Raw genomic sequence first — 11,634 nt, 5'->3', positions numbered from 1 at the left:
CTTTCACGCCTCGGCCTCTTCGGCGCCGCTGTCGCTGCCGCCGCCGGCGGGCCCGAGTCCGTACTTGGCAATCTTGAGGATGAGGTTGGAGCGGCTGATGCCCAGCTCGCGCGCGAGCCGGCTCTTGTTGTGGCTGGTGCGCAGCAGCCCCTGCTGGATGAGCTCGCGCTCCAGCTGCTCCACCGCGTCGTTGAGCCGGCCGTTGATGCGCGCCTGGGCGAGGAAGGGCACCGCGCCGGGCAGCACCGCGTCGCGGATGCGGCTGGAGACGAGCTCGGCGGGGATGGTCTCGAGGTCGCTGCCCAGCACCAGCAGCCGCTCGATCTCGTTCTCCAGCTCGCGGATGTTGCCGGGCCAGCCGTAGGCGGCGAGCAGCGCGAGCGCGTCCGGGGCGAGCCCGCGCGCGCGCTGGCCCTCGCGGTGGTGCTTGCGCAGGAAGTGATCGATGAGGACGGGCAGGTCGTCCTTGCGCTCGCGCAGCGCGGGCACCTGCACGCGGATCACGTTGATCCGGTAGAAGAGGTCCTCGCGGAACTCGCCGCGCTTCACCAGCTCGCCCAGGTCCTTGTGGGTGGCGGCGATGACGCGCACGTCCACCTCGCGCGGCTGGGTGCTGCCCACCGGCAGGAAGGTGCCCTCCTGCAGCACGCGCAAGAGCTTCACCTGGAGCGTGGGGGACATGTCGCCCACCTCGTCCAGGAAGAAGGTGCCCTCGTCCGCGGCCTCGAAGAGCCCCTTCTTGTCGCGGACCGCCCCGGTGAAGCTGCCCTTGGTGTGGCCGAAGAGGGCGCTCTCCAGGAGGTTGTCGTTGAAGGCGGAGCAGTTCTGCACCACGAAGGGCTTGTCGCGCCGCGGGCCGTTGTAGTGGATGGCGCGCGCCACCAGCTCCTTGCCCGTGCCGCTCTCGCCGTTGATGAGCACGGTGGAGTCCGAGTTGGCCACCTTCTCCAGCAGCCGGAAGATCTCCAGCATGGGGCCGCTGCGCCCCACGATGTTCTCGAAGCGGTAGCGGTCCGAGAGCTCGTGGCTGAGCGACTTCACCGCGGCGTCCTTCTTCGCGAGCTCCGCCTCGTAGTTGCAGATGTCCGTGACGGCGAACTCGAGGAGATCCGTCAGCTTCTCGAACTCGCGCTCGTTCATCAGGGGGATGCGCTCGCGCGCGCGCTGCAGATCCAGCGTGCCCACGCCGTTGAGCTCGCCGAGCCGGCTGCGCAAGAGCTCCAGGTCGCGGTCGCCGAGCGCCTGGCGCAGGAAGCCCTCCACGAACACGAAGCCCTCGTACTCGTTGTTCACGTAGAGCGGCGCGCCCACGATCGTGAAGCCCAGGTGGCACTCGTGGGTGAGCGCGCGGCGCAGCTTGGGGCTCGCGCGGAACTTCTCGTGCAGCACGCGCACGGACTGGCTGCAGCGCCTGAGGCCCTCGCGGCTGAACAGCGAGAGGCGGCAGAAGTCGTTGGCCGGCGGGGTGATCTCCCCGCGCTGCCACGGCTGCACCACGCCGTCGCGATCCGCGAAGGACAGCTCCGCATTCCACCACTTGCGGAGCACATCCTTGAGCATGATGATGGTGTGAAGGTTCTGGTGCCTCTCGAAATCCATCCGGCCCGGCCTCCGAACTGCATCAAGTCAGGACAGCGTGAACCCCCCAGCTGTCTGAATTTTAGTCGATAGTGCCGTGCGGTTGAAACTGGGTTAGTACCTTTCGATGGCTTTGACCACCTCCCCACACAAGCCCCATGGCGGTGCGGCGGGCGCGGACCACGCCCACGGAGAGGCGTGCTCGCACGGCCACGGGGTGCCGCGGCGCCCGGCGTCGCAGGCGGACGAGCGGCGCAAGGACAAGCGCCGGCTGCTCTTCGCGCTGCTGCTCACCGGTACCATCGCGATCGCGGAGGCGGTGGGCGGCTACCTCACCAACTCGCTGGCCCTGATGTCCGACGCGGGCCACATGCTCACGGACGTCTCGGCGCTCGCGCTGAGCCTGCTGGCCGTGTGGTTCGCGGGCAAGCCGCCGGACGTGAAGCGCACCTACGGCTTCTACCGGATGGAGATCCTCAGCGCGCTCTTCAACGGCGTGCTGCTGCTGGGCATCACGGTCTTCATCCTGCTCGAGGCGTGGGAGCGCTTCCGCGCGCCCGCCGTGGTGCAGCTGGGCCCCATGGCGATCGTGGCCACGGTGGGCCTGGTGGCGAACCTGGCGGCGCTGGGCTTCCTGCACGGCTCGCACTCGATGAACACGCGCGGCGCCTTCCTGCACATCGTGGGGGACACGCTCTCCAGCGTGGGCGTGCTCGTGGGCGCGGCGATCATGTGGTTCACCGGCTGGTACGCGGTGGACCCGCTCATCTCGGTGCTCATCTCGCTCGTCATCGTCGTGGGCGCGGTGCGGCTCGTGCGCGACGCGGTGGACGTGCTGCTCGAGGCGGTGCCCGCGCACGTGGACATGGAGGCGGTGAAGCAGCTCATGGCCAAGGTGGCGGGCGTGCGAGCGGTGCACGACCTGCACGTCTGGACCATCTCGAGCGGGATGTACGCGCTCTCGGCGCACCTGGTCGTGGATGACCCCATGGTCTGCAACAACGACCGCATCCTCGAGGCCGTGAAGCACGAGCTCTTCGACCGCTTCGGCATCGACCACACGACCATCCAGATCGAGAGCGAGACCTACGCCCACCTGGGCGAGGTCCACTGACGCGTCAAAGCGCTTGCCCATCCCCACGGGCAAGGCGATCCTGCCCAGCCGATGAGCGCGCAAGTTCTCGACAAGCTCCTGGCCCTGCGCCCCACGAACGCGGTGGCGCGGCTGGGGGCATCCTCCCGGCTCCCGCTGCTCAATCCCCGGGACCTCGTGCGCGCGCTCGCCGATGCGCCTGCCGCGCTGCCCAGCATCCCCGTCTACTCCAAGGCCGCGCTCCCGGGCCTGCTGCGCGCCGCCCGCACGGAGGACGCGGTGCTGGGCCTCGTCTGCCCGCACCCGCTCGCCGAGCGCACCACCGCGGAGAAGTTCATGGAGGCGCTGCGCTGGGCCTCGGCCGTGGCCTCGCACGAGCGCCCGGTGTACCTGGAGGCGGGACCCCTGCGGGTGACGCGCGAGGAGGAGGCGGCGCTCAAGGACGGCCTCTTCCGGGTGGTGGACGCAGGCTTCACGCTCGTGTCCCTGGACGTCACGCGCCTCACGGTCGAGGACGCGGTGGCCACGGTGGCGGCCATCGCGGCGCCCGTGGTGGAGCGCGAGCTCTCGCTCGAGGTGTCCCTGCCCGCGCTGGAGGGCGCGCTCGCGCACGAGGCGGCGCGCGCGCTGCTCGAGGGGCTCACCCAGGCGGGCGTCCCGGTGCGCTTCGTGCGCGCGGCGGGGCAGGGGGACGAGCCGGACGTGGACGGGGTGCGCGCGCTGGTGGACTGCGCCCAGGCCTTCGGGGCGAGCCTCTCCGCCGAGGAGCCGCTGGCCAATTCCTTCCGCACGCTGCCCGCCTACGTGGCGGCCGGGGTGCGCAAGCTCTCGGCGCCGGTGCCCTTCGGGCGGGTGGCGCTCAACGCGCACCCGGCCGAGGAGCGGCTCGCCCTGGCGGAGCGGGCGCTCGGCGCAGGGGTGCCCGCGCACGATCTGCTCGGCCTGCTCGAGGAGCGGCTGCCGGCGCTCGATGCCCGCGCGCGCGAGCGCGTGGAGGCGCTCTCCTTCGGCGAGGCGGTGGACCTCTTCAGCCGCGTGGGCGCGACCCGCACCGCGCGCCGCTCCATGGCCTTCCTCGCCGAGCGCGCCGGCTACTAGAGGAGCACCCATGCGAATCGTCGCCGGCAGCGCGCGGGGCCGCCCCCTCGCGGGCCCCAAGCCAACCTCCTCGCACATCCGCCCCACGGCGGACCGCGTGCGCGAGACCCTCTTCAACATCCTCGGCCAGACGCTGGAGGGCCTGCGTGTGTTGGATCTCTACGCGGGCACCGGCGCGCTGGGGCTGGAGGCCGTGTCGCGCGGCGCCGCGCGCGCGGTGCTCGTGGACCAGGACCGCGAGGCGCTCTCCCTGTGCCGGGCGAACACGCAGGCGCTGGGCTTCGAGAAGCAGGTGGAGGTGCTCGCGCTGCCGGTGGCGCGGGCCGCCGACTCGCTCGCCAAGCGCGGGGAGCCCTTCGACCTCGTCTTCGCGGACCCGCCCTACGCCGCGCGCATGGTGGAGGGGGTGCTGGAGCTGGTGGCGGCGGGAGGGCTCCTCGCGCCCGGCGGCCAGGTGGTGGTGGAGCACGACAAGCGCGAGAGCGCCCCGGAGGCGCACGCGGGTTTCTCCCGCGTGGACCAGCGCCGCTTCGGGGACACCCTCGTGAGTTTCTTCACCACTTCTTGACCGGCTCGGGAGGGCGCCCGAGACTCGGGGAATGCCGGTCGCCATCTACCCGGGCTCGTTCGATCCGCTCACGAACGGCCACCTGAGCATCATCCAGCGCGGTCTGAAGATGTTCGATCGGCTGATCGTGGCCATCGCCGTGAATCCGAAGAAGGCGCCCACCTTCACCATGGAGGAGCGGTGTGAGCTCATCCGGGACGCGGTGAACGACCCCCGCGTCGAGGTGGACAGCTTCACCGGGCTGCTCGTGGAGTACGCGCAGAAGCGCAACATCCACGTGCTGCTGCGCGGCCTGCGCGCCGTGAGTGACTTCGAGTACGAGTTCCAGATCGCCAACATGAACCGCAAGCTCGCCCCGAGCATCGAGACGGTGTTCATGATGACCGGCGAGGACTACTTCTACATCTCGAGCAACATGGTGCGGGAGGTGGCCTCCTTCGGGGGCGACGTCTCGGGCCTCGTGCCGCCCAACGTGCACGACAAGCTGCGCGCGAAGTTCGCACGCAAACCCTGAATCGCTCGGCCACACACCGCGCCCCTTGTCGGGCTGGACGAGGAAGGATAGGTCCCGCGCCATGAAACTCGCCCAGCGCCTCAAGTCCGCGAAGCCCTCTCCCACGCTGGCCCTCAACGCCAAGGCGAAGGCGCTCGTGGCCGCGGGGCAGGACGTGGTCGGCTTCGTCGCCGGCGAGCCGGACTACGACACCCCCGAGTTCATCAAGCAGGCGGCGATCGACGCCCTGCACGCGGGCTTCACGAAGTACACGGCCACCAACGGCATCCTCGAGCTGCGCCAGGCCATCTGCGACAAGCTGCAGCGCGACAACCGCCTCAGCTACACGCCGGACCAGGTGCTGGTGTGCACGGGCGCGAAGCACGCGCTCTACAACCTCTTCCAGGCGCTGCTGGACGAGGGCGACGAGGTGCTCATCGTCGCCCCCTACTGGGTGAGCTACCCGGAGATGGTGCAGCTCGCGGGCGGCAAGCCCGTGGTGCTGCAGACGCGCGAGGAGGACGGCTTCAGCCCGGACCCGGAGGCCATCCGCCGCGCGCTCACCCCGCGCACGCGCGCCATCATCCTCAACAGCCCCAACAACCCCACCGGCGCGGTGCTCAGCCGCAAGGCGCTCGAGGGCATCGCCGCGGCCATCCGCGACCACGACTGCCTCGTGGTGAGCGACGACATCTACGAGAAGCTGCTCTACACGGGCGAGTTCCAGAACCTGGGCAACGTGGCGCCGGACCTGGTGCCGCGGCTCGTGGTGGTGAACGGCATGAGCAAGGCCTTCTCCATGACGGGCTGGCGGCTCGGCTACGCGGCGGGGCCCAGGTGGCTCATCGCCGGGATGGGGCTGGTGCAGGACCAGTCGACGTCGAATCCCTCGTCCATCGGGCAGAAGGCGGCGCTCGCGGCGCTGCAGGGGCCCGCGAGCTCCACGAAGGCCATGGTGGCCGAGTACCACGCGCGCCGCGACCTCTTCGTCGCGGGCCTCAACGCGCTGCCCGGCGTGAGCTGCCGCGTGCCGGAGGGCGCGTTCTACGTCTTCCCCAACATCACGGGGCTGCTGGGCAAGAGCTACCGCGGCAAGACGCTCACTACGTCCCTGCAGGTCTCCGAGCTGCTGCTCGAGGACCACAAGGTGGCCGTGATGCCCGGCTCGGCCTTCGGTGCCGAGGGCTTCCTGCGCTTCAGCTTCGTCACGGCGCGCGAGAACATCGAGAAGGGGCTCGCGCGGCTGAAGGCCTTCGTCTCCGAGGTGCGCTGAGCGGCAGCGCGGCCGGTCTCAGGGCTGCGGCGAGGGGGCGAGCACCTCGAGCGGGAAGGTGCCCTGCCGCTCGTGCACCTCACTCCCGTACGCGCCACCGAAGGTGAGCACGTAGGGGATGTTCACCGTCCCGGGCGAGACGTTGTCCTTCAGCTTCAGGTGCAGGGGAGCCGTCTCGGTGGCGTAGCCGAAGTTCGCGCTGCCGAAGCCCTGGGTGAACGGTCCGTCGAGCGGGACGTAGACCTGAAGTCCCTTCGTGAATCCATTGGTACGATCCACGGAGACGGTGACGTCGACGTCGCCCCCAGCGAAGGCGCTCGTCCGCTCGAAGTGCAGCTGGGGTTCGACGCCCGCGGGAACGTCCACCACCTGGAGGGGCAGGGTGACGTTCCAGGTTCCGCCGCCCGAAGTGACGACGTGGAAGGGCACGTCGAGCAGGCCAGGCATCGGACCGTCGCTGATGGCGATGGTGACCGAGGCGTCCGTCGCGTCGCCCGGAATGTCGAATGGCGCGAAGCTGAAGCCGAGCGACGGCTCGTCGACGGTGACGTGGAGAGGCCCCTCGATGCTGCCCTTGCGCTCGGCGTGCACGGTGTAGGTGTGCTTGCCGCCGAGCTGCAGGGGAGACGGGTCGACGAAGCTGAGTGCGATGCCTGCAGCTCCGCTCGGCGTGCTCTCGCCGCAACCCAGGGAGAGACAGAGGAACGCAAGGGGCGCGAGCCGAACAGTCCGGAGAGTCATGGGGGCGCAAGCTCCGCGAAACGCGGCGGGCGGGCAAGTCCTATGACCACAGAGCGCGCTCAGTCCTCGCGCCAGCGGATGTCATAGTCCACGTCCTCGGGGCCGAGCACTCGCGCCGTGACATCGCCACCCTTCATCCCGGCGACTCGCAGCGAGGACGTGAGCGCGCCCACGTAGAACTCCGACGGGATGGGGATGCCGCGGAACTCCAGGAGGTACTGCCCCGGGCCCACCTGGCGGATGGTGCGCGTGCCGAAGGGCGCGTTGCGACGGAAGAGGTCCGGCGACATCATCGCGATGCGGTGCGGGCCGAGCAGCGGCAGCGTCGCCAGCTGCAGCTTGCCCACCAGCGTCTGCTGGTAGCCATCCACGAGCCGCAGGCCCACCTCGTAGATGCCCTGCGTGGGGATCAGGGTGGGGAAGGCCGTGCGCGCGGCCCAGCGCATCAGCTCCACGTACGACTCCACGGGGACGATCGCGGGCAGCGCACCGAGCTGTCCACCCAGCAGGCCGGCGGCCTCGCGCCAGGCGGGAGAGCCCGGGGCGTGGCCGAGGCCACGGAGGATGGCCTCCAGGGCGCTGACGCGGACGGGGCGTTCGAGAGGGGTCGACATGCGTGCGCTCAGTCCGTGTACGCCACGGCCTTCACCTCGCCGCCGCTGAGCCGGAACACGGCCACCGCCGCGTGCCCGGAGAGGTTCGCCACCGTCACGAAGGTATTCGGCGCGCGGTAGTCGAGCGTGCCCAGCCGCTTGGGCGGAGCGCCGTACTTGCGCTCCATCTCCTCGGGCGTGAAGACCTCGATGTCGTAGAGCGTGACCAGGTCCGTGCGCCGCTGGCGCAGCGCCTTCACCCACTCTGACACCAGCGCCTCGCTCGTGTCGAAGCGGCGCGACTCGAGCTGGAAGGGGAAGTCCAGGCGGAAGGCGAGGGCGCGCACGTCCCCGGAGAGCAGCAGCGAGAAGAACACCCGCGCCTCGTCCGCCACGCGCTCGCGCGCGCTCACCTTGCCGGGGACCGCGGGCTCCCGCGAGGGCGGCGGCGCGGGGGGCTCCTCGGCGGGCTTCGCCGGCTCGGGCGCGGCTGCCGCGGGGAGGGCCGGCGGGCTCTCGGGCTTCGGGGCCTCGGGCCTGGTGGCCTTCGCGGCGGGCTTGGGCGCCGGCTTCTGGCGCTTCTTGCGGGAGGTGGGTGCCTCGGCCGGCGCGTCCGGGGACGGGGTCTCGGTGGCGGGGGCCTGCTCGCTGGGCGCGGGGGCCGCGGGCTCGGCCTGGGCAGGCGCCTGCGCCGGAGGAGGCGTCGCGGGGGGCTCGGTCGCCTCCTGGGCGAGAGCGGGGAGGGCGAGCAGGAGGGCGGTGAGCGTGAGGCGGCGCATGGCGTCTCCAGAAAGGGCGGAAGCGTAGCACCGCTGGGCGCCGGAGCGGGATTTAGCCGAGAGAAAATGCCGCGCCGCACAAGGGGCGTGCAAGGCCCCGGGAACGTGGTATGGCGGCCGCCCGATGCCTAAGCGAAACGACATCCGCAAGGTTCTCGTCATTGGCTCGGGCCCGATCATCATCGGGCAGGCCGTCGAGTTCGATTACTCCGGCACGCAGGCGATCAAGGCCCTGCGAGACGAGGGGGTCGAAGTCGTCCTCCTCAACAGCAACCCGGCCACGGTGATGACCGACCCGGAGTTCGCGCACCGGACCTACATCGAGCCGATCACGGTGGAGGCCGCGGAGAAGATCATCGCCGCCGAGCGCCCCGACTCGGTGCTGCCCACCATGGGCGGCCAGACGGCGCTCAACCTCGCCAAGGCGCTCGCCGAGCAGGGCATCCTCGAGAAGTACGGCGTGCGCCTCATCGGCGCGTCGCTCGAGGCCATCAACAAGGCCGAGGACCGCCAGCTCTTCAAGGCGGCGATGCAGAAGATCGGCGTGAACCTGCCCAAGAGCGGCTACGCCACGACGCTCGAGGAGGCCCTCGCCCTCATCGACAGCCTCGGCTTCCCCGCCATCATCCGCCCCTCGTTCACGCTGGGCGGCACCGGCGGCGGCATCGCGTACAACCGCGACGAGTTCGAGACCATCTGCCGCCAGGGCCTCAAGGCGAGCCCCACCAGCACCATCCTCGTGGAGGAGAGCGTGCTCGGCTGGAAGGAGTACGAGCTCGAGGTGGTGCGCGACACGGCGGACAACGTCATCATCGTCTGCTCCATCGAGAACCTCGACCCGATGGGCGTGCACACCGGTGACTCCATCACCGTGGCCCCCGCGCAGACGCTCACGGACCGCGAGTACCAGCGCATGCGCCAGGCCTCGCTCGCGATCATCCGCGAGATCGGCGTGGACACGGGCGGCTCGAACATCCAGTTCGGCATCCATCCGCAGGACGGCCGCATGGTCGTCATCGAGATGAACCCGCGCGTGAGCCGCTCCAGCGCGCTCGCGTCCAAGGCCACCGGCTACCCCATCGCGAAGATCGCCGCGAAGCTCGCGCTGGGCTACACGCTGGACGAGCTGCGCAACGACATCACCCGCGATACCCCGGCGTCCTTCGAGCCCACCATCGACTACGTGGTGGTGAAGATCCCGCGCTTCAACTTCGAGAAGTTCCCGCACGCGGACCGCACGCTGGGCACCAGCATGCGCGCGGTGGGCGAGGTGATGGCGATCGGCCGCACCTTCCAGGAAGCGTACATGAAGGCGCTGCGCTCCATGGAGCTGGGCCGCGTGGGCCTCGAGAGCCCGGACCTGCCGGCGGACGCGGACGAGCGGCGCAAGGTGCTCGAGGAGGCGCTGCGCGTGCCGCGCCCCGAGCGCCCCTGGTTCGTCGCGGCGGCCTTCCGCGAGGGGATGAGCGTGGAGCAGGTGCACGCGCTCTCGAAGATCGACCCCTGGTTCCTCAAGTACATCGAGCAGCTGGTGCAGGAGGCGCGCACCCTCCAGGAGCTGGGCCGGCTCGAGGAGCTGCCGGATGAGGTATTGCGCCAGGCCAAGCGCCACGGCTTCTCGGACAAGTACCTGGGCGTGCTGCTCGGCTACAGCGAGAGCGAGGTGCGCACGCACCGCCAGGCGCGCGGCATCCGCCCCGTCTACAAGCGCGTGGACACCTGCGCGGCCGAGTTCGAGGCCTACACGCCCTACCTCTACTCGACCTACGAGGAGGAGGACGAGGCGCCCCCGACGGACCGCAAGAAGGTGCTCATCCTCGGCAGCGGCCCCATCCGCATCGGCCAGGGCATCGAGTTCGACTACGCCTGCGTGCACGCCGCCTTCGCCCTGCGCGAGGCCGGGTACGAGACGGTGATGGTCAACTGCAACCCCGAGACCGTCTCCACCGACTACGACACCTCGGACCGCCTCTACTTCGAGCCGCTGACCATCGAAGACGTGCTCGAGGTGTCCCAGCGCGAGAAGCCCGTCGGCGCCATCGTGCAGTTCGGCGGACAGACGCCGCTGCGCCTGAGCGTCCCGCTGGAGAAGGCGGGCCTGCCGATCCTGGGCACCACGCCGGACGCCATCGACCGCGCCGAGGATCGCGAGCGCTTCGCGAAGCTCATCGAGAAGCTGGGCCTGAAGCAGCCGGAGAACGGCGTCGCGCGCAGCCACGCCGAGGCCTTCAAGATCGCCGAGCGCATCGGCTACCCGGTGATGGTGCGCCCCAGCTACGTGCTGGGCGGCCGCGCGATGGAGAGCGTGTACGACCAGACCAGCCTCGAGCGCTACATGCGCGAGGCCGTGAGCGCGAGCCCCGAGCACCCCGTGCTCATCGACCGCTTCCTCAAGGACGCGATCGAGGTGGACCTGGACCTCGTCGCGGACCGCACCGGCGCGGTGCTGGTGGGTGGCGTGCTCGAGCACATCCAGGAGGCGGGCGTGCACTCCGGCGACGCCGCCGCCACGCTGCCGCCGCACTCGCTCAGCCCGGACCTGGTGGAGCGCATGAAGGACCAGGCCATCGCGCTCGCGCGCGAGCTCAAGGTCGTGGGCCTGATGAACGTGCAGTTCGCCATCCAGGGCAAGACCATCTACATCCTCGAGGTGAACCCGCGCGCGAGCCGCACCGTGCCGTTCATCTCCAAGGCGACGGGCGTGCCGCTCGCGAAGCTCGCGGCGCTGTGCATGGTGGGCAAGACGCTGCAGGAGCTGGGCGCCACGCAGGAGGCGGAGTTCCGCCACGTGGCCGTGAAGGAGAGCGTGTTCCCCTTCGCGCGCTTCCAGGGCGTGGACGTCATCCTCGGGCCCGAGATGAAGAGCACCGGCGAGGTGATGGGGCTCGCGGACGACTTCCCGTCTGCGTTCGCCAAGAGCCAGCTCGCCGCCGGCGTGAAGCTGCCCAAGGGTGGCAAGGTGTTCCTCTCCGTGAAGGACGAGGACAAGCCCGCGGTGGTGGACCTGGCCAAGCGCCTGCGCGCGCTCGGCTTCCAGCTCGTCGCCACCAGCGGCACCCACGGCTACCTCGCCACCAAGGGCGTGGAGACGCAGCGGGTGCTCAAGGTGAAGGAGGGGCGCCCCAACATCGTCGACAAGATCGTGGACGGGGACATCCAGCTCGTCATCAACACCACCTTCGGCAAGCAGGAGATCAGCGACAGCTTCTCCATCCGCCGCGAGGCGCTGATGCACGGGCTGCCCTACTACACGACGGTGCAGGCGGCGCGCATGGCGGTGGGCGCGCTCGAGGCGATGCGGCGCGCGGACCTGAGCGTGAAGCCGCTGCAGGACTACCTCGGCATGGAGCGCCAGCAGCGCTAGCGCGGCAGGAGGGCAGGGGAGAACGGGACCGTGTGGGGATGACAGAGCCCCCCA

The 11,634-nt window shown here is 70.3% G+C and carries 10 protein-coding genes; 6 read left to right on the top strand and 4 right to left on the bottom strand.

What is annotated here, in order from left to right; all coding sequences use genetic code 11:
* Positions 1 to 3 precede the first annotated feature (3 nt).
* Positions 4 to 1,599 carry a sigma 54-interacting transcriptional regulator gene (locus FGE12_RS16615; protein WP_153867467.1) on the bottom strand — a complete coding sequence of 532 codons (1,596 nt, stop codon included), beginning with the start codon at positions 1,597 to 1,599 and terminating at the stop codon, positions 4 to 6.
* A 112-nt stretch (positions 1,600 to 1,711) separates the two neighbouring features.
* On the opposite strand from FGE12_RS16615, the gene FGE12_RS16610 reads away from it, so the two are divergent.
* The 5 genes from FGE12_RS16610 (at position 1,712) to FGE12_RS16590 (ending at position 6,103) form a co-directional block, all read left to right on the top strand.
* On the top strand, positions 1,712 to 2,692 hold the full coding sequence (locus FGE12_RS16610; protein WP_370459044.1) for a cation diffusion facilitator family transporter: 981 nt from the start codon (positions 1,712 to 1,714) through the stop codon (positions 2,690 to 2,692).
* A gap of 51 nt (positions 2,693 to 2,743) precedes the next feature.
* Positions 2,744 to 3,769, top strand: coding sequence for a hypothetical protein (locus FGE12_RS16605; protein ID WP_153867465.1), 1,026 nt, complete (start codon positions 2,744 to 2,746; stop codon positions 3,767 to 3,769).
* Between the two features lie 10 nt (positions 3,770 to 3,779).
* Positions 3,780 to 4,337 (top strand): 16S rRNA (guanine(966)-N(2))-methyltransferase RsmD, encoded by a 558-nt coding sequence (gene rsmD / locus FGE12_RS16600; protein ID WP_153867464.1) that lies wholly within the window; start codon positions 3,780 to 3,782, stop codon positions 4,335 to 4,337.
* Positions 4,338 to 4,368: 31 nt separating this feature from the next.
* Positions 4,369 to 4,851 (top strand): pantetheine-phosphate adenylyltransferase, encoded by a 483-nt coding sequence (gene coaD / locus FGE12_RS16595; RefSeq protein WP_153867463.1) that lies wholly within the window; start codon positions 4,369 to 4,371, stop codon positions 4,849 to 4,851.
* A 61-nt stretch (positions 4,852 to 4,912) separates the two neighbouring features.
* Positions 4,913 to 6,103: a pyridoxal phosphate-dependent aminotransferase gene (locus FGE12_RS16590; RefSeq protein WP_153867462.1), complete on the top strand. Its 1,191-nt coding sequence runs from the start codon at positions 4,913 to 4,915 to the stop codon at positions 6,101 to 6,103.
* Between the two features lie 18 nt (positions 6,104 to 6,121).
* On the opposite strand, the gene FGE12_RS16585 is transcribed toward FGE12_RS16590, so the two are convergent.
* From FGE12_RS16585 to FGE12_RS16575, 3 genes are read right to left on the bottom strand one after another with little or no spacing between them, the layout of a single operon-like run.
* Positions 6,122 to 6,844: a hypothetical protein gene (locus tag FGE12_RS16585; RefSeq protein WP_153867461.1), complete on the bottom strand. Its 723-nt coding sequence runs from the start codon at positions 6,842 to 6,844 to the stop codon at positions 6,122 to 6,124.
* A 59-nt stretch (positions 6,845 to 6,903) separates the two neighbouring features.
* A complete protein-coding gene (locus FGE12_RS16580; protein WP_153867460.1) occupies positions 6,904 to 7,458 on the bottom strand; it encodes a DUF2378 family protein in 555 nt (184 codons plus the stop codon).
* A gap of 8 nt (positions 7,459 to 7,466) precedes the next feature.
* Positions 7,467 to 8,216 (bottom strand): hypothetical protein, encoded by a 750-nt coding sequence (locus FGE12_RS16575; RefSeq protein WP_153867459.1) that lies wholly within the window; start codon positions 8,214 to 8,216, stop codon positions 7,467 to 7,469.
* Between the two features lie 124 nt (positions 8,217 to 8,340).
* Here FGE12_RS16575 and carB point away from each other — a divergent pair, with 124 nt between their 5' ends.
* The gene (gene carB / locus FGE12_RS16570; RefSeq protein ID WP_153867458.1) at positions 8,341 to 11,580 is read left to right on the top strand and encodes a carbamoyl-phosphate synthase large subunit; all 3,240 of its coding nucleotides are present in this window, start codon (positions 8,341 to 8,343) and stop codon (positions 11,578 to 11,580) included.
* Positions 11,581 to 11,634: the final 54 nt, after the last annotated feature.

Origin of the sequence: Aggregicoccus sp. 17bor-14, from assembly GCF_009659535.1 — a bacterium.
Lineage (GTDB): Bacteria > Myxococcota > Myxococcia > Myxococcales > Myxococcaceae > Aggregicoccus.
Note: the sequence above shows the minus strand (reverse complement) of the source record. Positions and strands in the feature narration are given on the sequence as shown.

What these genes read in the sequence shown, in the direction of transcription:
- FGE12_RS16615 (WP_153867467.1), bottom strand. Translation starts at nt 1,599, where the DNA reads ATGGATTTCGAGAGGCACCAGAACCTTCACACCATCATCATGCTCAAG.
- FGE12_RS16605 (WP_153867465.1), top strand. Translation starts at nt 2,744, where the DNA reads ATGAGCGCGCAAGTTCTCGACAAGCTCCTGGCCCTGCGCCCCACGAAC.
- rsmD (WP_153867464.1), top strand. Translation starts at nt 3,780, where the DNA reads ATGCGAATCGTCGCCGGCAGCGCGCGGGGCCGCCCCCTCGCGGGCCCC.
- coaD (WP_153867463.1), top strand. Translation starts at nt 4,369, where the DNA reads ATGCCGGTCGCCATCTACCCGGGCTCGTTCGATCCGCTCACGAACGGC.
- FGE12_RS16590 (WP_153867462.1), top strand. Translation starts at nt 4,913, where the DNA reads ATGAAACTCGCCCAGCGCCTCAAGTCCGCGAAGCCCTCTCCCACGCTG.
- FGE12_RS16585 (WP_153867461.1), bottom strand. Translation starts at nt 6,844, where the DNA reads ATGACTCTCCGGACTGTTCGGCTCGCGCCCCTTGCGTTCCTCTGTCTC.
- FGE12_RS16580 (WP_153867460.1), bottom strand. Translation starts at nt 7,458, where the DNA reads ATGTCGACCCCTCTCGAACGCCCCGTCCGCGTCAGCGCCCTGGAGGCC.
- FGE12_RS16575 (WP_153867459.1), bottom strand. Translation starts at nt 8,216, where the DNA reads ATGCGCCGCCTCACGCTCACCGCCCTCCTGCTCGCCCTCCCCGCTCTC.
- carB (WP_153867458.1), top strand. Translation starts at nt 8,341, where the DNA reads ATGCCTAAGCGAAACGACATCCGCAAGGTTCTCGTCATTGGCTCGGGC.